Raw genomic sequence first — 23,944 nt, 5'->3', positions numbered from 1 at the left:
CTAGCAAAGACCCCTAAAAAGACATATTTTTGGGGTCTTTTCGTTTTTCTACAGGGAGATAACAGTGAGTCGGAATTGGTTTTGGATTCTGCTTGTGCCAGTAATTGTTTCAGGGTGCTCTGCTAGCCGCGGAACTCGCATGCTGGATTTAACATCTGACAGCAGTGTTGTGTATGTTTCCCCTTCTAAAGCTGATGGTATTTTGGCTGAGAGCGGGGTGTGTTGTTCTACTTTATCCGAGCTCACTTATAAAAGTGTCTCAGCGAACTATCATCAGGACGAGTTTTTAGACGAGAATCGTCAAAGCTTCGAGTTCGTCTCTGGAGCAAGCTTTGTACTGGCGTATCAGATTCCTGATGGTGCGGATAACTTACCTATTACTATATCCAGTTTAATTGACCAAACGACATTTGCCCCTCAAGCCGTGATGCTTAACGAGCAGTTTCAGGTAACTCGCATGGTACCAGGGGAGCATTTTATGTATCGAGAAGCCAAGGGCTTTGAGCCTAATCGTTTGGTTACCAGTTTTAATTTACGTCGGGTTGCCTTACCTGATGCTAAAGAGCGTTACTTGTTGATTTACACGACTGACCAGCTCAAATCCGGTAGCACTGAGGTAACCCACCCGGCAAGGATTGAGGCGAAGGCGACAAGTAAAGCTGACCCAGGAGTTCCTAACATTGATGTCCCGCACTCAGCAATGGGGGTGGTTGAGGTTAAGTTTGGCGCGCTGGAATCGCGTGAGTGGTTATCCGGTCCATTGTTTGGTGGAAGGAGTGACTCGGAAGCCAAGTCGGTGGCAATAGACGCCAATAATAAACAAGTAGCGGAGTCTGGTGTAACTGTTTTAGAAACCGCCTCCGCGCTAGCTCCGGTTGCTGCATCCGAGGTGGTAGCTGAGGCGTCCGATGAGCCCGTTATAAGCCCGGCACGGTTGACTGAAGCCGAGAGCTTCTACAATCAGCTGATCCAGCGTTACGTCGCGGAAGGGGACATTGCGAAGGCTTTGGCCCTAGTGGAAGAAGCTGAGGGTATTGGCTCGAAGAGTGCACGTGACACTTTCATTGAAGCTGTTAAAGCCAATTAAGCGCTAGATTCTGTGAAAACCCAAAAGGCCAAAGGTTATCTTTGGCCTTTTTGCTATATGTATCAATCTCTTACAAGGTAATACTCATTCGCTTCCTTTAGAAAATTTAGGATGCAATGGTTCAGTTTTCGTCACGAATGTAAGTGTAAGCGCCAATTAGCGAGCGAAGTCATAGTGCGGGGCTCAGAAAGAGGAGTTTCTTATTTTATCATCACCCATGAAACAAGTTTCATGGCGGGGCTTTAATTGGGTTGCGCTTAACAACAATTAGCTGAGCCCCTAGCCAAGCTAGCAGCAAAATTCTAGCTTGGGGAGTTAGTTTTTATTTAGTTAGGGAGATTGTAGTGAGTCGCAAATGGTTATGGATTGTGCTGGTTCCAGCGATTATTTCAGGATGTTCTTCAAAGCAAAATCAGCAGATACTCAGTTCCGTTCCCGGCGGCACCGAGTTGTTTGGGTTCCGAGTTCAAGATGAAAAGGCTTTGGCTGAGTCTGTTCCGTGTTGCACCTCGCTATCAGAGATAAATTACCTGGCTACGCCCGAGAGTTATTTTTTCAAAGAGACGGTAGGCAGCAGCAATCAGAGTTTCGAGTTTGCATCGGGTAAGAGCTTTTTATTGGCTTACGAGATCCCTCAAGGCAGCGTAGACCTGCCAGTGACGGTAACCAGTGAAATCAAGCAATCGGTGTTTGTGCCAAAAGTCGCCATGCTTAACGAAAACTTCGAAGTAACACGTGTGGTACCCGGTGAGAACTTCGACTACCTCGAGAAGACGCAATATCAGCCACACCGTTTATTGGCCAGCTTTAACCTTCGTCGAACCGGTTCGCCAGAAACCAATGAGAAGTACCTACTTGTCTACACCACCGATGAGCTAGTTGCAGGTACCAGCAATGTTTCTCACGTGGCAACGCTCGAGTCACGCTCGACCTCTGGGATGAACACCACGGGTTTGAAAGACCCGATTATCCCCCATGCCACACAAGGTGTGGTCGGTGTGCATTTTGGCCGAGGCGGACGAGCACTGGATGACAGCAAAGTGATTGCTGCGAATACCAGCGAGTTGGTGGATCCAAGCCGTCCAGTGCTAGTGGCCGCTCCCGTTGCTGCTGAGACGGTCGCGCCTGCGACCAAGCCTGCAGCTGAGCCAGCCGCGGCTACACAAACGACTAGCCCAAAAGCTAAGTCTACTGTTGCGACTGGCTCGATGTTGGAAGAGACCGAGGCCTTCTATAACCAGCTCATTCAGAAGTATGTGGAACAGGGCGATCTGAATCGTGCGCTGACCTTGGTTGAAGAAGCCGAGGCGGCGGGTTCGGCATCTGCGCGGAGCACCTTTATTAAAGCGTACTCAAACTACTAAACGCTTTATATTTCTAAAAAAGGCCGGCTAGCAATAGCTGGCCTTTTGTGTATCTGACGTAGCGTAAAACAACATTGTAATACGCAAATGCAGCTATGTAGCACGCCTGTTTAGGCGTGTTACAAAGCGTTACGAAATGAGAGGTTTAACTTGTCCTAGCTCGCATTTTTTTGACATTTATCGCCGTAAACTAGCGGCGAATATCTACAGAGGGTGGCTGGATATTACAAAAACAATCAAGCCGCCCTTTTTGGTCTAGGCTGTAAGCCAAAGACTTTCTAGATTGGACGTCCCTTTAGGAGCTCACTATGTCAAACAAACTGTTTGCCAACGCACAAAAAGTTGGTAAAGCACTAATGCTACCAGTATCGGTTATGCCGGTTGCTGGTATTTTGCTAGGGGTCGGTGCTGCCGGCTTCTCTTGGATGCCAGAGATTATCTCTGCACTGATGGTTGAAGCCGGTATGGCGGTATTCGGTCAAATGGCGCTACTGTTCGCTGTAGGTGTTGCACTTGGCTTCACTAACAACGACGGTGTAGCGGCACTGGCTGCGATCGTAGGCTTCGGTGTTGTACAAGGTACCCTGAGCGTAATGGCGGGTGTGATGGGCGTTGAAGCCATCGACACCGGTGTTCTTGGCGGCATCCTGGCCGGTGGTGTAGCTGCCTGGACCTTTAACCGCTTCTTCCGCATCCAGCTGCCTGCTTACTTGGGCTTCTTCGCTGGTAAGCGTTCAGTGCCAATTATCACTGCCTTCCTGAGCATCTTCCTGGGTATTATCCTGTCGTTCATCTGGCCACCAATTGGTTCAGTAATCGATAGCTTCTCTCACTGGGCCGCAGTACAAAGCCCACAGGTTGCTTTCGGTATCTACGGCGTAGTTGAGCGTGCACTGATTCCATTCGGTCTGCACCACATCTGGAACGTTCCATTCTTCTACCAAGCTGGTGAGTGTTTGAACGCTGCTGGTGAAGTACGTAACGGTATCCTACAGTGCTACATCGAATCTGATGCGGCTTCTCGTACTGCTGAAATGCACTACTTCGGCCAGCTGGCTGGTGGTTACATGTTCAAGATGTACGGTCTGCCTGCTGCTGCTGTTGCTATCTGGCACTCTGCTAAACCTGAGAACCGCGCCAAGATCGGTGGTGTGATGATCTCTGCTGCACTGACTTCATTCCTGACTGGTATCACCGAACCCATCGAGTTCGCATTCCTGTTCGCAGCACCAGTACTGTACGTAATCCACGCTCTGCTAGCGGGTACTGCTTTCGTAGTAACCAACACCCTGGGCATGGTACACGGTACTTCGTTCTCACACGGTCTGATTGACTTCATCGTTCTGTCTGCCAACTCACAGAAGATCTTCCTGTTCCCTGTAATTGGTCTGATTTACGCTGCAATCTACTACTCAGTGTTCCGCTTCGTAATCGCTAAGTTCGACCTGAAGACTCCGGGTCGTGAAGATGAAGAAGAAGAGACTGCACAAGTTCAAGGCGACGAGATGAGCAAGTCTCTGGTTGAAGCCTTTGGCGGTCGCGAAAACATCGTTAGCCTGGACGCTTGTATTACTCGTCTGCGCATCCAAGTTAAAGCGGTTGACGCAGTAGACCAAGCTAAGCTTAAGTCTCTGGGCGCAGCGGGTGTTGTGGTAGCTGGCCAAGGTGTACAAGCTATCTTCGGTACCAAGTCTGACAACCTGAAGACTGATATGGAAAACTTCCTGAAAACTAACTAAGTGGTTTTCATGAGTTGATGAGGAGGCCTAAGGCCTCCTTTTTTTATGCCTGAAGCCTGCCAAGGACTGTGATCGTGGCAGACTAATTGGTAAATATATCTGGCAGTTTATGCCACAAAATGTTGATATTGGTTAACCAGTAATGGAGAGCAAAAAGATACCAAGGGAGTAGTTGTGGAACATTCGAAGTTAATCGTGGCCATGTTTTCATTAGGGCTGGCAGCCTGTTCTTCATCGGTGGAGGATTTAAGGGTATTCGATCTGGACAAGGCGCTGGCGCCATTCAGCAACGAAGTTGACGAAGCGCGTGATAATCTGAGCAGTGCTAGCTTGTGCTGTTGGTCGCTATCTGAGCTTGAGTACATACCGCTTGAGGAAAAATCTCGGGTACGCCAAGCGCTCGACGAAGACACCCAAGTATTCCCATTTGTATCTGGCGACAGCTATACACTGGGTTATCAGTTACCTAAGGCCAGTGCACCTTACCTGCTGGCGATTGATAGCGTTGCAACCGACGGCGTGTTAGCGCCCACGGTCGCCATCCTGGATGCCAACCACCAAGTGATTCGTCAGATCCCTTTTAGCAGCTTCCGCTATGCCATCGCAGAAAAGAAACGCGATCCCAACCGTTATCGTGCGGTTATCCAGCTCGACCCCTCACTGGGAGATAGCTACCTGTTGGTGTACTCAACCGCCAACGATATGCAGGGCTCGGTGACCATGGTGCACCCGCGTCGCATCGAAGATATCAACAATGGTCGCAACGACCCAATGATGAACGATGTAGAGCTGCCGCACAGCGCGTTAGGCGCACTGGAGCTGTATGTGAACCCAACGGTTAAGGATGGGGTTATCGAGAAAAAGCCTTTGTTTGGCGAACGCAGCCAGAAGGTGGCGACCGCTGTAGACTACCAAGGCAAGAGTATCGTTGCCGACAAGCAAGCACGTGAGCTACGCCAGCCCGTGATTGAGGAACCTAAAACTACCACTGCTGCCACCATTGGCACTGATAATAGCTCGGCAAGTGTCGAGCCTGCCGCAGTCGGCTTTGCCAGCGATACGCCAGATACTAAGCGGCGCATGCTGGAGCAGACAGAGTCGATGTACAATCAATTGATCAGAGAGTCTATTCAGTCGGGCCAGATCGATACCGCGCTATCGCTGGTGGATGAGGCTGAAACTCTCGGCTCCAAGAGTGCTCGCAAAACCTTCTTTGATACCTTGAAAACCTACCAACCGTAGCATCAATCCGCTTGCTAAGCAGGGCAGTAAACACGGCCCTGCTTACCTTTCTACAAAATGCTATTCAAATAGCGTCAAAGCGCTGCTCATACCACCTCAAAACGCTGTTCATACTACCTCAAAGCGCTGCGCGAGGGTCTCTTGCTTCTGCGCCAGGCCGCTAAGTTGGCCACTGACTTCCAGTACTTGGCCAATCTCTTGGTAGTTGCTCGCCGAGCCACTAGATATCTCATTAAGGTTAAGAGATATCGCTTGTGAGGTTTGCCGCTGTTCGGTGGCGGCAACCGAGATCTGGGTGCCGAGCTCGGCAATCTCTTCCATCAATAGTTGAATTTGCTGTTGGCTTTGTTCGGTTTCATCGGACATGCGTACGCACTGGGTCATCTCTTGATGGCACTCGCCCATTTGGAGGGTAGCGCTTTTGATACTTTGCTGTAGCGCCTCGATCATCTCTTGGATCTTGCCGGTTGAGCTGCGGGTCTTCTGCGCTAAGCTACGCACCTCGTCGGAGACCACTGCAAAGCCACGGCCATGTTCGCCAGCCCGGGCCGCTTCGATGGCGGCGTTAAGCGCCAGCAGGTTGGTTTGTGAGGCAATATCTTCAATGACATCTAAGATCCCGGCGATGTCGGCACCCAAGCTTTCCACTTGTTCAACCACACTCGTGCTCTGGCTTATTCGCTCTGCCAACTGATCGATTAGCTGACGGTTTTGATCGGAAAGCTCAAGGCCCAGCGCACTCGCTGCTTTCACATCTTGAATTCGTTGCTGGGCATGGTCGACCGCATCGGACACCTGCACCGCTGATTGTTCCATCTCGGTCATGGCTGCTGCGACGCTCGCGGTACCTTGGCGTTCGCTGTCGAGCTTGTCGGTGACCCGCTCGGCGCTGGCCAGATTGCTTTGCGATACCTGCTTGATTTCGGCGGCGGTGGCGCTAAGTTCGCCCAATATGTGCTGCAGTTGGTCGATGACCTGGTTGATGTTGGTGCTTAACTCGCCGAACTCATCGGGTTTGGCGTAGCCAATCTTGCTGCGTAAATCCCCCCGAGTGAGCTGGTGTAATACCACCTTGATCTCCCGTAGTGGCGAGTTCACGCTGCGATAGATGCTGGCGCTAATAATAAGCACCACCAGCAATGAAACTGACAGCAACCCTACCAGTAGGGCACGCCCTTGCTGATAGGTACTCTCGGCCCGTTGGTTGGCGGCATCGGCGCGTGTTCTTGCGCTGTTTTGCACCTGTGCTAAGCCCGCAACCAGCTCATCGATGGCACTGGTTGCCAAGCTTAAGTCACGGCTCAGTTGCTGTTGGTGCTCGATGTATTGCAGCTGTTGCGAGAGCACTCCTTGCGGCTCCATAGTCTCTTGCAGCAGCTCTTTAATGCCATGGGCAATCGAACCGTTGGCCATATCTTGGACGCTGTCGACCAGGCTAACGATATCTTCGAAGTCCATCTCGATGTCATCGCGTTTCTTCTGGTTGGCCAACAGCGCTTTGCTGACCTCGCTGGGGTCGCTGGCATTGAGTGCCCGCAGGGTGTTGACCTCAACAAAGGAGAGGGAGGTATCGAGGTTGGCAAGTATCGACTTGAGGAAGGTGCTCGATTCGGTGGTAAAGGCCTGCAGATCACGCTGAATGGTGCCGGGCAGCCTTTGTACGCGGATACGTTTTTTGGCGATGGCCTGTTGCAGCTCGATGCTGCTTTGGTGATTACCTTGAATGCTCGCTGCATGACTCAGAAACTGCTCAATGGTAGCCACAGAAGCGGTTTTCTGCTCTGCTGGCAGCAGTTCATCAGGAATATCTAGTAGTTGCTGGTTGAGCTGCTCAGCGAGTGGCGCCAGCTCGTCCAATAACTCGGCGTGAGCGTTGTTGCGGTTTTCAAACAGGTAGTTGTTCAGGTGTTTCTCGAGCTGCAGGGCGGTAAGGCTGGCGTCTCCTGCCAGTTCAACCATCGGGGTAAAGCGCTGGCTGATCTGCTGCACATCATCGTGCAATGAGCGATTGCTGTACATGGAGTAACCTCCAAGTAGCAACATTGAAATACCAAGAATGGCGAAGCTGGTGATGACGCGGGATACGATGCCTAGACCCAAACGCATACATGACCTCCATGTGAGTGAATGCGGTGTTACATTTCCTCAATTAAAATGAAACCGGTTACATTTTTCAGCAGGCATCCAGCCAGAGTGTGCGGAGAGTCAAAACTCTATTGGCGGTAATTACTAAAACAGTGAGCTTAGCCTAGGTTTCAATCAGGTATTGCAGGATGGTTTGCTGAACAAAGCGGATTTTTTGCTTGTCATCGGCGCTGAACTTCAGGCCTACCTGATACTGCTCTGATTGCGGGTGGGTTCGGTTCTGATTGCAGAACTGAACTGGGATAGCAATGGGCTTATTGTCGTGGGTTTGCAGCTGTAATTGCCCATCGGGAACACCGGCTTTCACTAAGTGTTCGGTGATGACCGCACAGCCTTGCAAGGAGATATCACACAACTGCACCGAGGATTGGCTATCGCTGAAAATCAGTTTGGCTTGAGCCTGTACCGGATGACGGGCATGTTCTCGCAGGCTGATGTACTGCAACTGTTTGGGGTAGCCAATCACCAACCAGCGGCCCACCACGCTCATCATCTTGGTGATGGCATCGCGATAGGCGAAGATCGGGCCGTCGGGGTCGAGCGGGTTCATCACCCGTATCACCACGGTTTGGCCTTCACGAAGCAACTCTTTGGCAGCCTTCCAATTATGATCGCTGCCTTGGCTGAGCAATATGCACATATTGGGATCGATACCCACCAAACGGCTGCGCAGGCGAATTGGGGTGGTGGCGGTGGGAATTTGGATCTGCACTTCAGAGTTGCAGGGCAGGGCATCAAAGCGTTTTTTGAGTTCCGGACTGAGCAAATCCACAGGTTAATCCTTTAACTGTTGTGTGAGGTTTGGGGCGCATCCCGCGCCCCACCATTACACTACACCTTGAAGTGTTTCACCAGCTGGTCTTGGGTTTGCGCCAGCTCGCCCATCTCCTCACTGGTATGCGCCACCACCTCAATGCTGTGGTAGTTCTCATCGCTGATATTGGAGATGCGGTTAAGGTTGCTGGAGATCTCTGCGCCAGTCGCTTGCTGCTGCTCGGCGGCGGCGGCAATCTGGCTGCTCATGTCGGAGATCTGGGTGATAATGCCCTGGATCTCCTCCATCGCGCCGTTGGCATCAGAGGTTTGCGCAATACTCGATTGCATCTCGTTGGAGCACTGAGCCATCACCTCTACCGCGCGCTTGGCACTCTTCTGAAGATTCTCGATCATGGTCTGAATCTCAGAGGTTGAATCGGTGGTTTTCTGAGCCAACACCCTTACCTCATCAGCTACGACCGCAAAGCCTCGGCCTTGCTCGCCAGCACGGGCGGCTTCGATGGCCGCGTTAAGCGCCAACAGGTTAGTTTGATCGGCGATGCCACGGATCACATCGAGGATTGAGCCAATGTTGTTACTCATATCGCCCACTTCACCGATCACCTCACTGCTGTGCGCCAAGCGGTCGGACAGCTGATGGGTGGTGGTGATATTGTCGCTCATGATCTTACGGCCTGAGCTGGAGGCGTGCTCCACTTCCATCACCTTGTCCAGAGTGACGTTGGCGCTAGAGGCGACTTCGCGTACCGACTGCTCCATCTCGGTCATCGCGGCTGCCACTGAGGCGGTTTCCTGACGTTGATTGTCCAACTCGCTGCGCGCTTCGTTGAGGGTTTGCGAGTTGGAGCGCGACACATTGGCCAAGCTCTCGGCACCATCGAGGATGTCGTGCAGTAGCTTGCGCATCTGGCTGACCATCTGGTTGGCGGAGCTAGCCAGCTGACCGAATTCGTTGTTGCTGGTGTAATCAATCTCGCGGGTCAGGTCACCCTCGGCGGCCGCGCCAAAGTTATCCATCAGCAAACGCAGTGGGCGCTTGATGCCCTGAGCCACGCTCCAGGCGATGGCAATGGTCACTGGCACTGCAATCAGCATGGCGATAATCGCCTGCCAGCGGGTGGCGCTGATTCGCTGATGAGCCTCGGCTGCGGCATCGGCGGCGATCTGGTTGGCGATGCGGTTGATCTCGTTAAGTTGCTCCACAGCATCGCTAATCAGCACGGCTACCTCGGCGGTGCGCTGTTCGATGTTTTCGCGCTGGGTGACTAGCTCAAGGTGCCTAGAGAGGGCGCCATTGTCAGCGGTGGTATCACGCACAAACTGGTCGATCTGGTGGCCCATATCATTGCGCAGCTCTGGGATCTCATCTTCCAGGTTGCTGGTGGCCTCTTCAAAGGTCTTGAGTAGGTTCTTGTTGCGGGCGAGTGACTTGGCGATGTTTTCAGAATCATCGCGACTTAGCCCGTCCATGGTGTTCAACTCGATGGTCGCCATGGCATTGAGAAAGCTCTCGCTGGCCCAGCGGATGTAGTCATCGTCGAGCAGAATCACTTTATCAGACAGGTTCTTTTTCAGCTGAGGCAGCATGATCTGCAGTTGACTGGCGCTGCGTCGTACCTGTGTGACCTGTTCGCGGTAGCTGACGTTGTCGCGCATAACCTGAACTGCCACCTGAAAGTAATCACTCTCCAGCTGATTGAGCGCTTCAATCCGTTGGCGCAGCTCTGGATAAGGCTGGGTGCTTTGCAGCAGGTTGCCTATCTGTTGAACAAAATCGAGTTGGCTCTGCTCGAAGTTGTCTTGGCTGGATTGAATACTCTCTGGATTGACGCTGGTGAGTGCATCTTTGAAGTGCTTGTCGGCGGTGAGCAGGTCGACCGCAAACTGGCTGCTTTCTAACACCAATGGGTTGGCGTTGTTGGTCACTTCGTCGAGCTGGTTGGCGATAAGCCCGCCCGCTCGAATGTTTAACGCGCTGGCTATCAACATCATTAACACTAATAAAGCGAAGCCAATGTTTACCCGATGTACAATCGACAAATTGGCGAGCATCTGACCCACGCCACTTGCATTATTCACAATCTTTTTCATAGCCCCTCGACTATCCCTTTCCCAAACGTAGCTTTTTTGTTTTTGTGTTTTACTGTTACCAGGCTTACTTTATTTTGTTTTTAGCCGTTACCTCGATTATGCCGAGGCCGCGTCAATTATACTATCGACAGGATCACAACAAACTTCAGCTCAGCCGCCGAACTGCTCGTAATTTAGTCGATTGAACCTTGTGAAAGACAAAGATTTTATAAATGAGTAATCACTTACTTTAAGTGAAAGGCTTTTCACTGAACTTAAGGCTGTTACCGAATAACGCATTCTTGCATATACGTAGTTGCGCATAGTTGTGCATAGTTGTGCATTATCGTGCTGAGGTGCGCTGCCGAGTCATCTACGTTGAAGCTTTGGCTTAGTTTTTAATCGGCGAAAGGGAGTTTAAGTAAACTCGCGTAAAGGTGCTTTCTCCCTTGCTTAAGTTCTCGCATAATGTGGCTCCTGTTCACCCAAGAGCCTGCCATTCGTTCTGCACGGAGATTGTTGCTTGTTCTATCGCTCTACTCGTTTCGGTAATGCGCTTAAGCGCCGTGCCAAGCCGCTTAGCGTTGCGCTTTGCAGCATGCTGTTGGCGGCATGTTCGGCCACGTTCTATCAGCAGCTGTTGAGTAGCTACTCCGATCAGCTGAGTTGGTCGCGCAGCCTGGTTGCGCAAGGGCAGGCGAGCAAAGCTGCTGCGGCTTTCAAGGCCGGTGACTCTGGTACGGCTCAGTATTTGCGCTTGCTCGAACAAGGGCGCTTGGAGTATCTAAGCCCAGATAGCGAGCAGAGCCTGGCAAGCTTTAGCCAAGTCGATCAGCAGCTTCGCTGGCTAAGTACCCAGCCTAACTATCGGGTCTCTTCTGGTCTGCAGCAGACCGCCAGTTTAATTAGCAACGATAACTTTATCGAGTACACCATTCCGCCCTATGAGCAGGCGATGCTGCACTACTATCAGGCGCAGAACTACCTTGAGCAGCAGGGCCTGTCCGGTGCGCTGGTCGAGGTGCGCCGCGCCAACTGGCTCCAGCAACAGGCGCTTTCCGAGGCGCCGCGCGATCTCGAACAAGAGTTGCGAGAGTACCGCACCCAGTATCAGGCGGTGTTGGGGGAGTACCCACAAAGCGGTCTGTCTTCGACCCTTTCCGATCCCTATCAGCTGGCCTCGTCGCATGCTCTAGCTGGTGCCATGTTTGTGGCCGCCGGCGAGCCTAACGATGCTTATATCTCCTACCGTAAGGCTTTGTCATTGGCACCGGACAACCCCGATCTCAAAGCCGAGGTGGGGCGTTTAGGCAAACGTTTGGGGATGAGTGACGTTGAGCAATACAGCGGCGGCGCAGAGTTGGAGCTTGGCGAGGGGCAGGGGCTGGTGGTGCTGATTGCCGAGCAGGGGCTGGTGCAGGCGCGCCAAGAGGTGAAGTTTACCGTGCCAATCCCCGACGGCCGCCATTGGCGCTATTACTCGGTGGCCCTGCCGGTGATGACCGGGGTACGCAGCGCCGACAACTTGGCCTTCCAACTTGGTGACAAACATTATGTGGCTGCGCCGATGACCAATTTCAGCGCAGTGGCTCAGCGGCAACTACAGGAAGACCTGCCCGGGTTGATACTGCGCCAGGTGCTACGCTTAGCCACTAAGGATGGCTTGACCCGTGAGGCTGAGAAGTCGACCAAGGAAGAGGAGTTGGCGGGTGCTCTGATGAACATCTACAACATCGTCTCTGAGCGGGCAGATACCCGACACTGGCAGACCTTACCTGCGCAGGATAACATCGCCATCAAGGCCATCGACAGCGGTAGTCACCGCTTTTCTGTGCCGGGCTGGATGAACTCGGAATCGACCATTAACGTGAGTGCGGGCAGAGTCACACTGGTGTTTGCCGGTGAGTATACTGTCACGCGCAGTTTTCAACTGTAGGAGGCGCTTATGCGTAGCTTTTTGCTTTCAATGCTGATCGTGCTGGTGGCCGGGTGTTCCACCAATACCTCGGGGATATCGGCAAACTCTGAAGCCCGCGATAATAATCAGTGGCTGATTGTCGATAACTTTGGACTGGGTCGCCGCCTGACCATACTAGACGCGCGCACCGTGGAAGAGGGCGATCGCCTGCGTGGCTTCGCCACCGTGAAGTCCACCGCCTCCAGTACCCAGAAGCTGCAGTACCGCTTCTATTGGTTCGATGAGAAAGGTGTGCAGTTAGATCTGGCTAACACCCCATGGCATCCTCTGGCGCTGCATGGGCATCAAGAAATTCAAGTACAATCGGTCGCGCTCGACACCCGGGCCGACTCGTTCAAAGTCTATATACGCGAAGTAAAAAACTAGGAGTAGTGTATGAACAAATTGGTATGTGCCACCGCGTTGGCAGCAAGTCTGGTGCTGCTCGGCGGGTGTTCTAGCAAGGTAAGCTACGGCGACCCGCAGGAAGTGGAAACGGTTAACACCGAGTTCGGCTCCACCGATCTGCAAACCATTGCTGCGCAGATGACCGACTCGCTGATTGCATCGCCACTGCTAGATGAGATCACCGCCTCTGGCCGCCCGATCGTGTTTGTTGAGCGCATCAAGAACAAGACCACCGAGCATATCGATACTGAATCGATCACCGATTCCATCTCGACCCGCATGTTGCAATCGGGCAAGTTCCGCTTTGTGGATATGACTCGGGTTGAGTCGGTACGCGATCAGCTGAACTTCCAAAACGACGATGAACTGGTCGACCCGAGTAAAGCTATCGCCTTTGGTCAGATGGTCGGTGCCGAGTACATGCTCTATGGCAACCTGTCGAGTATCGTCAAGAAAGACAAGAAGGTGACCGATGTGTACTACAAGATGACCATGCGTCTGATGGACCTGCAAACGGGCATCGTGGAGTGGGCGGACGAGACCGAGATCCGCAAACAGCAAAGCAAAAAAACGCTGGGGTGGTAGACGATGGGGCAGTTGTTTATCGATCTTCAAGGGACCGAGCTTGACGCCGAAGAGCGAGAGCTACTGCAACATCCCACGGTGGCCGGGGTTATCCTGTTCACCCGCAACTACCAGCAACGGGACCAGCTTATGGAGTTGGTCCGTCAAGTTCGGGCAGCGGCCAGCCGGCCGCTGCTAATTAGCGTTGACCATGAAGGTGGCCGGGTGCAGCGTTTTCGCGAGCAGTTCTCTGCGATCCCCGCGATGGGGATGGTGGCCGAGCAAGCGCGCTTGCTTAAGCTAGAAGCCAATGACTGGGCCGCTCAGCTCGGTTGGCTAATGGCAGCGGAGCTGCGCGCCTGCGATATCGATTTGAGCTTTGCGCCGGTGCTCGACTTAGACCGTGGTAGCGATGTGATTGGCAGTCGAGCCTTCTCTAGTGACCCTGATGAGGTCAGCGAGCTGGCGAGCGGCTTTATCGACGGAATGCGAGTGGCGGGCATGAAAGCCACCGGTAAGCACTTTCCCGGCCATGGTTCGGTGGTGGCGGATACCCATTTCCATCAGGCCGATGATCCCCGGCCACTTAGCGATATTCAGATGTCGGATATGCAGCCTTTTGCGCAGCTTATCCGCCAGCGTAAGCTGGATGCAGTGATGCCGGCTCATGTGGTCTATTCATCGGTGGACGCCAACTCTGCGGGCTTCTCGCCATTGTGGCTGCAGCAGGTACTGCGCCAACAGCTTAGCTTTGATGGGCTGATCTTCAGTGATGACCTCAGTATGCAAGGCGCTTCTACCGCGGGCGGCTATCTGCAACGTGCCCAACAAGCCCTCGAAGCAGGCTGCCAGTTGTTGCTCGCTTGTAACGATCGCAAGGCTACAATAAGCTTGCTGGACGGCCTGCCCCAGCCAGTGCCGTCGTCTTCGAATGAGTTATTAATTGAGCCCCTGTTGGGCGGTTCTCACCCAGCCAGTTGGCGTGAGCTGGATAAACGTCAGGATTATCAGCGGATAAAACGCCAGCTTGAGGGCTTAGGACATGCTACTGTTTAATTGAGAACTGTCGTAACAATGTTGTATCAAGGAAAGAGCAATGATTATTTATCTGCATGGCTTTGATTCCACCAGCCCGGGGAACCACGAAAAGGTCTTGCAACTGCAATTTATCGATGAGGACGTACGTCCCATCAGCTACAGTACCATCCACCCCAAACACGATATGAGCCACTTGCTCAAAGAAGTGCATAAGCAACTCAGCTTCACCCCCGATGAGCCGAGCGTAATTTGCGGTGTGGGCTTGGGTGGTTACTGGAGTGAGCGCATCGGCTTTTTGTGTGGCATTCCGTCGGTGATTTTCAATCCTAACCTCAACCCCGAGCAAAACATGCAAGGCCGGATCGAGCGTCCGGAAGAGTATCAAGATATCGCCACCAAATGTGTCAGCGAGTTTCGCGAGAAAAACCGCGGCAACTGCCTGGTGGTGCTATCGCGGGACAACGATGTCCACGATAATCAACAAACCGAAGCGGCCTTATCGCCTTACTACGAGATAGTTTGGGACGACAAACAGGCCCATAAATTCGCTGATATCAGCGCCCATCTGCAGCGCATCAAAGCCCATCAACGGCGCCCACAAGCCTGATTTTTATGACGTAGATCAAATAACCCTGTTTGATCTACGTCAACTTTTGTATAATCACTCCCTATCTACTCAACCACCGTTTGTTGTCGCGTGAGTGTCGTTTCAGTCGGTTTAACTAAGTGCTAACTGCTCAAACTCTGGTGTTTTGCTCTGCTTCACCAGCGCTTGCCGTGTGTTTAGTTAAACAAATTGGATCAACCGAAATTATTAGGGAAGCATATGACTAACATCGTTGTTGTTGGAGGTGGCGCGGGCGGACTGGAGCTGGCCACTAAGCTCGGCCGCAAGCTTGGTAAAAAGGGTAAAGCGAATATCACCTTGGTCGACCGCAACCGCACCCACCTATGGAAACCGCTGCTGCATGAGGTGGCGACCGGCTCACTGGATGCGGGGATCGACGCCTTAAGCTACCGCACCCACGCCGCCAAACAAGGCTTCGAATTTCAGCTGGGCGAGATGCAAGGCATTGACCGTGAGCAGCGCAAGCTGATGCTGGCGCCGATGATGGCAGAAGGGCAAGAGGTATTGCCCGCTAGACAGCTCGATTACGACTATCTGGTGATTGCCATTGGCTCGGTCTCTAACGACTTCAACACTCCGGGCGTTAAGCAGCACTGTATCTTCTTGGACAACCCTGGGCGTGCTGAGCTGTTCCATACCCGGATGCTTAACCGCTTCCTGCAGTTCTCGCAAAACGATGAAGCCGAGAAAGGTGGCAAGGTCAAGGTGGCGATTGTCGGCGCAGGGGCAACCGGTGTTGAGCTCTCTGCTGAGCTCTACAACGCCGTCGACCAGATGCGTGCCTACGGGGTGCCGAAGGTATCGGCGCAGTGTCTGGAGGTGACGCTGGTGGAAGCTGGGCCGCGGATCTTGCCGGCACTACCAGAGCGGATCTCCGGCTCTGCCCATAGTGAGCTGACCAAGATGGGCGTCGATGTGCGCACCGCTACGCGTATCACCGAGGCCAATGAACAGGGCTTGATGACCGCTGATGGCGAGCTGATTGAGGCGGACCTAATGGTATGGGCTGCAGGGATTAAGTGCCCAAGCTTTATGCAGGATCTGGCTGGGCTGGAGAGCAACCGCATCAATCAGTTGGTGGTGAAGCCGAGTCTGCAGACCAGCAACGATGAGCGTATCTATGCGATTGGCGACTGCGCAGCCTGCGCCATGGGGGAAGGGTGGGTGCCACCGCGTGCCCAGTCGGCCCACCAGATGGCATCACTGGTCTATAAGAATCTGACCAAGCAGCTACAAAACAAACCACTGCAAGACTTTCACTACCACGACCACGGCTCCTTGGTGTCGCTAAGCAACTACTCCACTGTTGGTTCGCTGATGGGCAACCTGATGCGCGGTTCAATGAAGGTAGAAGGCCAACTGGCACGTCTTATCTATCTTTCGCTGTATCGCATGCACCATATCGCCTTACACGGCTATGTGAAGACCGGCTTGATGATCTTGGTTGGACGTATCAACCAGGTATTACGGCCGAAGATGAAGCTTCACTAGACATCTAAAACTGTGATTTATAGCCACATATTTGTTTGTGGCTATAAATATTCTTGTCAAATTAATTTGGCGTTTTGTCACTAGCGCGATTAAAGTAATCACTAGAAACCACGCAAGGAACGCGATTCAGTGACGAACTTCTGGCTAGTGCTCAGCGCCCTATGCCGACCTACGGTACTCCTGCTGCTGCTAAGCTTTTCTGCTTCAGCGCAGTACGCCATCGTATCTGCCACTCCCAGCCCGCCAGCCCAGCTTTCATTGACCAAGGCGAAGTTGGTGTTCTTGGGTAAATCGTCTTCCGTGAAGGGAATTGGTCGGGTACGACTTATCGATTTCCCCAGTGGTAATGCTGATCGCACGGCCTTCTACAAGGCCTTTCTCAACAAGAACGAAGCGGAGATGAACCGCATCTGGACCTCGCTGGCATTTTCCGGACGAGGCACCCCACCTGAAGAGAGCAGCAGCGAGGACTACTCAGCAATACGTGAATGGCTACAGCAAAACCCCGAAGGATTGGGTTACTTGCCCCTTGAGCATGTAGGAGACCTGAATGTCTTGCTTGAAGTTCACTAAACACACAGTGATAGCATGCACGCTGGGGATCGCGCCGGCGGCGTTGGCTGTGGACTTGCCCGATTGGTTAGGGGTGTCTGGATTCGCATCCACGGGAGCGGCTAAGAGTAACTCGGAGATCCCCTACTATTACTCTCGTAACATTCAAGACGAGTGGTGCTGGGATTGCGATACCATCGTCGGCCTGCAGGCGGATATTCGCCCGAACGACTGGCTGGCGGCCTCGTTGCAAGTGGTTAAGCGTCCGATCGATGACTTTAGCGATCCCGAGCTGGAATGGGCCTATTTGGCATTCAAGCCCACCTACAATATGACCCTACGCGGTGGCCGCCTGCGCGCGCCAAGCTTCCTTTACTCGCAGGTGGTGTTTGTGAATCAGGCCTTCCCATGGATGCGGCTACCCGCGGAGGTGTACGACACCACCAGTGGCTTTACCCGCTATGAAGGCTTTGATGCCGATGCCACCTTTGAGCTAACCGACAGCCTGCTGCTGAAAACTCAGCTCTACTATGGCTTTAACACCAAGATTAAGAACAACGAGCGCAACAACATCCTGTGGGATGTGGATATCGATAGCATCTACGGCGTTCGTTTTGACGTAGAGAGCTATAACTGGCTGGCCTATGTGCGGGTGGATCGCTCTGATGCGCGGATTGAGTCGGTGGACAGTTTCCCTGCGCCACCGTTTGATGCCTTCCCGCCAGTTTTCCAACCGATTGTGGTGGAGTTTGAGACAACCAGCTGGGCCTATGGCGGTTATTATGACTGGGATAACTGGAGCCTGATTGGTGAGGCGACTGTTAGCGAGGAGCAGCCCTGGAACGCCTATCTCTCGCTGGTCTACCGCTACAAACAGTGGGCGCCCTATGTGACTTACGGAATGCGCTACGCTCGGGGTGAGGATGACCTTGATGATGCGCAAAGTGTCAGTCTGGGCCTGCGCTATAGCTTACGCTCCAATTTGGCGTTAATCGGTGAGTGGCACTATTTCACTGTCGATCAAAACCGGGGCAGCTTTACGCCACCTACTTCGCAAGGTTTGTCCGGGCGTTCCGCCAGCATCGTGTCATTTGGTATTAGCTACAGTTTCAACTTGTAGCCTAAGCTCACCACGTTTAGCTAAACGCGCTTAGCTCACAAAGGGGTGTTCTAAGCTGGTACGGCTAAACAGCGCGCGCAGCAGCAGCCAAAGGCTCATCGCCGCCAGCCAAAGCAGCAACGCATTGCTCAAGTGAAAATCCCACGAGCTGGCTACCACCACCTTTAGCTGGTAGCCAATGTCTGCCAGAGTCATCAACGTGAGTATCGCCGCCTGCAAGCGCCACGGAACGCGCTGCCATGGCTTGACCACAATCAGCTTGGAAAAAGGAATGAGTCCGGCAATCAGGCTGAGGTAAAACCATTGGCGGTCGGGGTAGAACAGGGCGAGTAGTTCGGCGCCCTGATCGCGACTGGCGGCTGCGAAGATAAACAGCCACCAAGTTCGACTAAGCAGAACGCTGGCAAGCAGCAGCGTCGGTTGATGTGGATTCACGCGGCAGGTGAGGCGTTATCAGCAGTGGCCTCGTCGCTGGCCACTTCGTTAGCTAGTGGACTAGTTTGCTGGTTTTGCTGAGCGGTGTCGTCGCTGCTTTCGATGCCCTCATTAGATAAGGCCTGAACCTCACTCTCCGATTGGACGTCTTCTCCCTCAAGTTCGACTAACTGCTCAGCCGATGGCTCAAATGACGCGTCTGCGCTGGCTTCAGGGCTGCGACGGATCTGGATCAGCATGCCCATCAGCGGGTGGTCAAAGTAGTGAACCTCACCGGAACGAACTCGGCGACGCTGGTCAAAGCGGAAGCTCTGCAGCTGTTGCTGGTACTCACTTTGGCTGATTGACGAACTTGACTCCGCAGGCTCTACGTCATCCAAGCCGCCGATAAGCACCACTTCATTTGGCTCGTCAGTGATAGCCTCAGGGACCTCTGGCTCAGCCATTTCTGCTTCAGCCGCTTCAGTTACCACTTTAACTAGCTCTGGGCGGCGCAACAGGAACTGCGCGTCGATATACAAGTAGTGCTGCAGGTAGACCTGAATGCCACCGTCTAGCTCCCAGAGCGGATTAACTTGGGCTGGCTCGTCGGTGCTGGCGTCGCTCAGTAAATCGTTAAGCGCTAAATCCAAACTGGACTGCTCGTCATCTTGCAACTCGATGGGCTGTTGAATGCTTGGCAGCTCTGAGTCATCTGCTGCTGGCTCCAGTGGGTCTTGGCCATGCAACAGGCCGCTATCCGCGAAGCGGTCTGAGAAATCGCGGCCAGCAACCAGCTGGTAGTGCTTGGCGCGATTGCGTGGCGCAACCACTTCGCGCCAGCCGATGTGCATCAGCGGAGTATAGGCATCGTGGGCGTTTAGGCGGGCGAACTCGTCTTTTAGCTCCAGCTGCGCAGCACTTAGCATGCTGCGCTTGGTGGCGCCGCTAATCGGCCAGCCGCGGCCATCTATCTGGCTGGGCAGCTGGCGGAAGCTTGGCTGAGCACAGGGTTCGATACACTCGAACATCGGGGCCAGCAGGGCTTGCTGGGGCTTAATCGACAGCGACTGGGGCTGAGGCCAGTGCTCAGAGGTTTGCTCCAGCGCGACATCGCGCTTAAACACGATTACTTCGATATCAAACCAGCGCTCTTCCGCCTGACTTTGTGCCAATGGAAGAAGCAGCAACAGGCCGCTTAGCAGGGGCTTAAGACTCATGGTTAGACAGTTGCTCCAGTAATGTTTCCACCAAGTTTAAGCGTTCTTCATGCCCCTCGCTGGGGATGGTGAACTTAAGCTTGTTGGCGCCCTCTAGGCGATAAATTCTTGGTTGGGATTGTAACAGGCTTACCAGAAAAGCGGGATCGACTTTTGTCTGTTCCGCAAACTCAACGCTGCCGCCTTTCGGCCCGGCTTCTAGCCGTTTGATGCCCAGTTCGGTAGCATCAAGTTTTAGCTGCTGCACGCTGAACAGGTTCTTGGCCGCCTCTGGCAACAAGCCAAAGCGGTCAATCAGCTCCACCTGTAGCTCGCGTAGCTCATGGCTGTCGCGGCAGTTTGCTAAACGTTTATACAGCGTAAGGCGGGTGGTGACGTCGAAGATATAATCTTCCGGCAGCAAGGCGGGCAGGCGCAGCTCCATATCGCATTGCTGGCTCTGGCTAAGATCCCAGTCCAGCTCCTCACCATTTTTCATGGCGGTGACCGCGCGCTCCAGCATCTCCATGTACAAGGTAAAACCGACCGCTTCAATCTGGCCGCTTTGCTCATCGCCGAGCAGTTCACCAGCGCCGCGGATCTCCAAGTCGTGGGTGGCCAGGGTAAAGCCAGCGCCAAGGTCTTCCAGTTGCGAGATGGCGTCGAGGCGCTTAACCGCATCCTTGGTCATCAGCTTCGGCGGTGGCGTTAACAAGTAAGCATAGGCTTGGTGGTGGGAGCGTCCCACCCGGCCGCGTAGCTGGTGTAACTGCGCCAGGCCGAAGTTGTCGGCGCGGTTGATAATGATGGTGTTGGCGCTTGGGATATCGATGCCGGTTTCGATAATGGTGGTACACACCAGCACGTTAAAGCGTTGGTGGTGGAAATCGCTCATGATCCGCTCTAGCTCGCGCTCACGCATCTGGCCGTGGGCCACGGTGATGCGCGCTTGCGGTAGCCACTCTTCCAGTTCTTGCGCGACACGGTCGATGGTCTCCACCTTGTTGTGCAGGAAGTAGACCTGACCACCGCGCATAATCTCCCGGCTGATGGCCTCTTTCACCAACGCCACTTCGTGCTGGCGAACAAAGGTTTTCACCGCTAAGCGCTTGGCGGGCGGGGTGGCGATAATCGATAGATCGCGCATCCCACTCATCGCCATATTCAGGGTACGTGGGATCGGTGTGGCGGTTAGGGTGAGGATGTCGACATCGGCGCGCATCGCTTTGATCTGCTCTTTGTGGCGCACCCCAAAGCGGTGCTCTTCGTCGACCACCAACAGGCCAAGATCAGCGAACTTGATCTCTTTGCTCAGCAGTTTGTGGGTACCGATGATGATATCCACCTGACCAGCCTCGATTTGCGCCAAGATCTCGCGCTGCTCTTTGGGCGTTTTAAAGCGCGACAGTACCGCGACATTTACCGGCCAGTTGGCGAAGCGGTCGCTGAAGTTGTCAAAGTGCTGCTGCGCCAGCAGGGTAGTGGGTACCAACACCGCCACCTGCTTGCCAGCGTTAACCGCAACAAACGCGGCGCGCATGGCCACTTCGGTCTTACCAAAGCCCACGTCACCACATACCAAGCGGTCCATGGCGTTGGGGCTGCGCATATCCTTGATCATGGCGTCAATGGCGTTGAGCTGATCGTCGGTTTCCTCAAACGGGAAGTCGGCGCAGAACTGCTGATAGGCGCTGTCATCGACAGTGAACTGATAGCCCGGCTTGGCGGCGCGTTTGGCGTACACTTCGAGAAGCTCAGCGGCCACATCGCGCACTCTCTCAGCGGCTTTTTGCTTGGCTTTCTGCCACTGGTCGTTGCCTAGTTTATGTAGCGGGGCGCTCTCTTCATTGGCTCCCGAGTAGCGGCTAATAAGGTGCAGCGCGCTTACTGGCACATACAGCTTGGCTTCGTTGGCGTATTCAAGCTGCAAGAACTCGGTGACGATGCCGCCATTTTCAAAGCTGGTCAGGCCGTGATAGCGACCCACCCCGTGTTCGATATGCACCACCGGTTGGCCAAGTGAGAGCTCGGCCAAGTTGCGGATCAGCGCATCGGCCTGAATGCCTTTGGCGGCTTCGCGATGCTTACGGGTGCGCACCTTGGCGCCGAGCAAGTCGGCCTCGGTCACCACCTGAATGGCCGGTTGGCTCAGCTCAAAGCCTTTCTCCAGCGGCGCGACCAGCAGGCCGAGCTCGAACTTACGCTCAACGAACTCGCCCAGTGAGTTTACCTCACGTAGCTTGAGTTTGAGTGGGCGCAGTAGCGCCTTAAGAGCCTCGCGGCGGCCATCGGTTTCTGCGACGAAACAGATCCGCGCCTGCGGGTGATGATCGATATAGTGCTGCAGCGCCTGCAAGGGTTGGTTGAGGCGGTGATTCACGCTCAGATCGGGCAGCGGATTAGCCGGGAAGTTCTGGCGGTTGCCGCTGGCACGGGTTTTTCCTACTTGCAGTTTGACCAAGCTAAACGGTTTTAGCGCGGCGAAGCACTCGTTGGTGTCGGCGTAGAGCTCTTGCGGCGGCAAGATAGGGCGCTGACGATCGTAGCGGCGGTTCTCATAGCGCTGCTCCAGCTCTTGCCAGAACAAGCGGCTGGCCGCTTCCAGATCGCCCACTCGCAGCACCACGGTATCGGGATGCAACTGTTCAGACAGTAGCTCAGTGTTTTGATGAAACAACGGCAGGTAGTATTCGATACCGGCTGGCATCACGCCCTTGGAGACCTGCTGGTAGATCGACTCCGGCTCGCGGCTGGTGTCGAAGCGCTCCCGCCACTGTTTGCGGAATTGCTCGATACCGGCGCTATCGCTGGGGAACTCGTGGGCTGGCAGCAGGGTTAGCTGCTGGTGGGTGTCCTGACTGCGCTGGGTGTCTGGGTCAAAGTCGCGGATGCTCTCCAACTCATCATCGAAGAAATCCAGCCGGTAGGGGCGGTCGCTGCCCATAGGAAACAAATCGAGTAAGCTGCCGCGCAGGGCAAACTCGCCGTGCTCCATCACCTGCTCAACATGCAGGTAACCGGCCTTAGCCAAGCGCTCTTTAAAGGCGCTGAGCGAGAGCTGCTGTCCGGCTTTGAGTTGCAGGCTGTGCTGGCTTAGAAACGAGGCCGGTGCGGCGCGCTGCAGCCAGGTGCTGATCGGCGCGATCACCACACTCTCGGGGTTCTGATTAAGCTGATTCAGGCTGAGAATGCGCTGGGAGATAATGTCCTGATGCGGCGAAAAGTTATCGTAGGGCAGGGTTTCCCAGTCGGGCAGCAGGTTAATACTGCGCTCGGGGTGCAGGCCGTTGACTTCGCGCTCTAGCTGCAAGGCGCTGCGGGTGTCTTCGGTGAGGATCAGCACCGGCTGTTTTAGCTGCTCGATGTACTGGGCAATCACCAGTGCCAGGGTGCTACCGGGCAGATTCGCTAAGTGCTGTTGATCACCGGCTCCCGCCGGCAGGGGTAAGTCAATCAGATTTGCCATGTTATTACTGGTCGTTTTGTTGGCTCTGTTGGCGCGCATTAGCGCGGTCTTTAAGTTGTTGAGTCTGAATGTGCAAGCTTGCACGTACCAGCAGTTCAATATCTTGTTCACGGATCCAGCGGTAAGAGACATGGATCTGTGAGCTGGCGTCGCTTTCATCTGGCGATTGGCTTGGGCGCGCTTCAACCCGCTCTACCTCACCGTAGCAGTAGATCGCAGCGTTTTCTTCCGGAACAAAGATTTTCACGCGCAGCGCCTGACCTACCTCGAAGGCACTGTCCCAGGCAAAGCTTAGCTCCGAGCCGCCAAAGCTGATGCTCTGACAGCGCTGCTCGGCGTTGTCGTGGTGCGACAGCACATAACTCAGTACTCGGTTCAGTTTGTTGGCTTGGCGATCAAGGTAGGCAAGCAGCAGCTCACCGGCTTCACCCAGTGGCTTTAGGCCGCGCAAGCTGGCCAGCTCTTCGGTGGTGTTTTCGCCGCTTAGCCGAAATGGCTCGGGGATCTCGGCCTCAAACTGTTGCTGGTCGAGAGGGAGCGCTTGTGGCTTGACCGCCTCTACATTGAGGTTAAGCGCGTGCTGCACGCTGAAATACTGCTGTTGCATGCCTGTCCTAGGGTAGCTGGGGTGTAACTTGGCATTAGACCAAGTTGCCAATTCGAATGCAAACGAATACAAGCGC

At 54.0% G+C, this 23,944-nt stretch carries 19 protein-coding genes; 12 read left to right on the top strand and 7 right to left on the bottom strand.

Features of this window, described 5'->3' with window-relative positions; all coding sequences use genetic code 11:
- Positions 1-139: 139 nt before the first annotated feature.
- The 4 genes from G461_RS0100370 (at position 140) to G461_RS0100355 (ending at position 5,432) form a co-directional block, all read left to right on the top strand.
- The gene (locus G461_RS0100370) at positions 140-1,087 is read left to right on the top strand and encodes a MalM family protein (RefSeq protein ID WP_026970313.1); all 948 of its coding nucleotides are present in this window, start codon (positions 140-142) and stop codon (positions 1,085-1,087) included.
- A gap of 344 nt (positions 1,088-1,431) precedes the next feature.
- Positions 1,432-2,451, top strand: coding sequence for a MalM family protein (locus G461_RS0100365; RefSeq protein WP_026970312.1), 1,020 nt, complete (start codon positions 1,432-1,434; stop codon positions 2,449-2,451).
- A 308-nt stretch (positions 2,452-2,759) separates the two neighbouring features.
- Complete coding sequence (ptsG, locus tag G461_RS0100360; RefSeq protein WP_026957251.1) at positions 2,760-4,190, top strand: PTS glucose transporter subunit IIBC; 1,431 nt, start codon at positions 2,760-2,762, stop codon at positions 4,188-4,190.
- 174 nt (positions 4,191-4,364) lie between these two features.
- Entirely contained in the window at positions 4,365-5,432 is a 1,068-nt protein-coding gene (locus G461_RS0100355) for a MalM family protein (protein ID WP_026970311.1), read from the top strand.
- 108 nt (positions 5,433-5,540) lie between these two features.
- Here G461_RS0100355 and G461_RS0100350 read toward each other — a convergent pair whose 3' ends face one another.
- From G461_RS0100350 to G461_RS0100340, 3 genes are all read right to left on the bottom strand, one after another.
- Positions 5,541-7,538: a methyl-accepting chemotaxis protein gene (locus tag G461_RS0100350; RefSeq protein WP_026970310.1), complete on the bottom strand. Its 1,998-nt coding sequence runs from the start codon at positions 7,536-7,538 to the stop codon at positions 5,541-5,543.
- Positions 7,539-7,680: 142 nt separating this feature from the next.
- Positions 7,681-8,349: a PilZ domain-containing protein gene (locus G461_RS0100345; RefSeq protein WP_026970309.1), complete on the bottom strand. Its 669-nt coding sequence runs from the start codon at positions 8,347-8,349 to the stop codon at positions 7,681-7,683.
- Positions 8,350-8,408: 59 nt separating this feature from the next.
- The gene (locus tag G461_RS0100340) at positions 8,409-10,445 is read right to left on the bottom strand and encodes a methyl-accepting chemotaxis protein (protein WP_051333242.1); all 2,037 of its coding nucleotides are present in this window, start codon (positions 10,443-10,445) and stop codon (positions 8,409-8,411) included.
- 502 nt (positions 10,446-10,947) lie between these two features.
- On the opposite strand from G461_RS0100340, the gene G461_RS0100335 reads away from it, so the two are divergent.
- The 8 genes from G461_RS0100335 to G461_RS25280 all read left to right on the top strand — a co-directional run bounded on the left by G461_RS0100335 (position 10,948) and on the right by G461_RS25280 (position 18,182).
- Positions 10,948-12,360: a COG3014 family protein gene (locus tag G461_RS0100335; protein ID WP_026970307.1), complete on the top strand. Its 1,413-nt coding sequence runs from the start codon at positions 10,948-10,950 to the stop codon at positions 12,358-12,360.
- A gap of 9 nt (positions 12,361-12,369) precedes the next feature.
- Entirely contained in the window at positions 12,370-12,768 is a 399-nt protein-coding gene (locus G461_RS0100330; RefSeq protein ID WP_026970306.1) for a YcfL family putative periplasmic lipoprotein, read from the top strand.
- 9 nt (positions 12,769-12,777) lie between these two features.
- A complete protein-coding gene (gene lpoB / locus G461_RS0100325; RefSeq protein ID WP_026970305.1) occupies positions 12,778-13,374 on the top strand; it encodes a penicillin-binding protein activator LpoB in 597 nt (198 codons plus the stop codon).
- A 3-nt stretch (positions 13,375-13,377) separates the two neighbouring features.
- The gene (nagZ, locus tag G461_RS0100320) at positions 13,378-14,409 is read left to right on the top strand and encodes a beta-N-acetylhexosaminidase (RefSeq protein WP_026970304.1); all 1,032 of its coding nucleotides are present in this window, start codon (positions 13,378-13,380) and stop codon (positions 14,407-14,409) included.
- Positions 14,410-14,449: 40 nt separating this feature from the next.
- Entirely contained in the window at positions 14,450-14,998 is a 549-nt protein-coding gene (ycfP, locus tag G461_RS0100315) for an alpha/beta hydrolase YcfP (RefSeq protein WP_026957242.1), read from the top strand.
- Between the two features lie 219 nt (positions 14,999-15,217).
- Positions 15,218-16,510 carry an NAD(P)/FAD-dependent oxidoreductase gene (locus tag G461_RS0100310; RefSeq protein ID WP_026970303.1) on the top strand — a complete coding sequence of 431 codons (1,293 nt, stop codon included), beginning with the start codon at positions 15,218-15,220 and terminating at the stop codon, positions 16,508-16,510.
- A gap of 129 nt (positions 16,511-16,639) precedes the next feature.
- Positions 16,640-17,083 (top strand): hypothetical protein, encoded by a 444-nt coding sequence (locus tag G461_RS22760; RefSeq protein ID WP_051333241.1) that lies wholly within the window; start codon positions 16,640-16,642, stop codon positions 17,081-17,083.
- A complete protein-coding gene (locus G461_RS25280) occupies positions 17,061-18,182 on the top strand; it encodes a hypothetical protein (RefSeq protein ID WP_051333240.1) in 1,122 nt (373 codons plus the stop codon). Before G461_RS22760 ends, G461_RS25280 begins: the two co-directional genes overlap by 23 nt.
- Positions 18,183-18,212: 30 nt before the next feature.
- On the opposite strand, the gene G461_RS25275 is transcribed toward G461_RS25280, so the two are convergent.
- Genes G461_RS25275 through G461_RS0100280 form a run of 4 tightly spaced genes read right to left on the bottom strand, consistent with a single transcriptional unit; the run spans position 18,213 to position 23,868 of the window.
- Positions 18,213-18,617, bottom strand: coding sequence for a DUF2919 family protein (locus G461_RS25275; RefSeq protein WP_051333239.1), 405 nt, complete (start codon positions 18,615-18,617; stop codon positions 18,213-18,215).
- Entirely contained in the window at positions 18,614-19,816 is a 1,203-nt protein-coding gene (locus G461_RS0100290) for a peptidoglycan binding protein CsiV (RefSeq protein ID WP_026970302.1), read from the bottom strand. Before G461_RS0100290 ends, G461_RS25275 begins: the two co-directional genes overlap by 4 nt.
- Complete coding sequence (mfd, locus tag G461_RS0100285) at positions 19,806-23,261, bottom strand: transcription-repair coupling factor (protein WP_035478836.1); 3,456 nt, start codon at positions 23,259-23,261, stop codon at positions 19,806-19,808. Before mfd ends, G461_RS0100290 begins: the two co-directional genes overlap by 11 nt.
- Before the next feature lie 4 nt (positions 23,262-23,265).
- Complete coding sequence (locus tag G461_RS0100280) at positions 23,266-23,868, bottom strand: PilZ domain-containing protein (protein ID WP_026970300.1); 603 nt, start codon at positions 23,866-23,868, stop codon at positions 23,266-23,268.
- Positions 23,869-23,944: the final 76 nt, after the last annotated feature.

Source organism: Aliagarivorans marinus DSM 23064 (assembly GCF_000429485.1).
GTDB lineage: Bacteria > Pseudomonadota > Gammaproteobacteria > Enterobacterales > Celerinatantimonadaceae > Aliagarivorans > Aliagarivorans marinus.
Note: the sequence above shows the minus strand (reverse complement) of the source record. Positions and strands in the feature narration are given on the sequence as shown.

Excerpts from the sequence above, each read along its gene's own strand:
- G461_RS0100370 (WP_026970313.1), top strand. The coding sequence starts at position 140 with ATGCTGGATTTAACATCTGACAGCAGTGTTGTGTATGTTTCCCCTTCT.
- ptsG (WP_026957251.1), top strand. The coding sequence starts at position 2,760 with ATGTCAAACAAACTGTTTGCCAACGCACAAAAAGTTGGTAAAGCACTA.
- G461_RS0100350 (WP_026970310.1), bottom strand. The coding sequence starts at position 7,538 with ATGCGTTTGGGTCTAGGCATCGTATCCCGCGTCATCACCAGCTTCGCC.
- G461_RS0100340 (WP_051333242.1), bottom strand. The coding sequence starts at position 10,445 with ATGAAAAAGATTGTGAATAATGCAAGTGGCGTGGGTCAGATGCTCGCC.
- G461_RS0100330 (WP_026970306.1), top strand. The coding sequence starts at position 12,370 with ATGCGTAGCTTTTTGCTTTCAATGCTGATCGTGCTGGTGGCCGGGTGT.
- lpoB (WP_026970305.1), top strand. The coding sequence starts at position 12,778 with ATGAACAAATTGGTATGTGCCACCGCGTTGGCAGCAAGTCTGGTGCTG.
- nagZ (WP_026970304.1), top strand. The coding sequence starts at position 13,378 with ATGGGGCAGTTGTTTATCGATCTTCAAGGGACCGAGCTTGACGCCGAA.
- ycfP (WP_026957242.1), top strand. The coding sequence starts at position 14,450 with ATGATTATTTATCTGCATGGCTTTGATTCCACCAGCCCGGGGAACCAC.
- G461_RS0100310 (WP_026970303.1), top strand. The coding sequence starts at position 15,218 with ATGACTAACATCGTTGTTGTTGGAGGTGGCGCGGGCGGACTGGAGCTG.
- G461_RS25280 (WP_051333240.1), top strand. The coding sequence starts at position 17,061 with ATGTCTTGCTTGAAGTTCACTAAACACACAGTGATAGCATGCACGCTG.
- G461_RS0100290 (WP_026970302.1), bottom strand. The coding sequence starts at position 19,816 with ATGAGTCTTAAGCCCCTGCTAAGCGGCCTGTTGCTGCTTCTTCCATTG.
- mfd (WP_035478836.1), bottom strand. The coding sequence starts at position 23,261 with ATGGCAAATCTGATTGACTTACCCCTGCCGGCGGGAGCCGGTGATCAA.
- G461_RS0100280 (WP_026970300.1), bottom strand. The coding sequence starts at position 23,868 with ATGCAACAGCAGTATTTCAGCGTGCAGCACGCGCTTAACCTCAATGTA.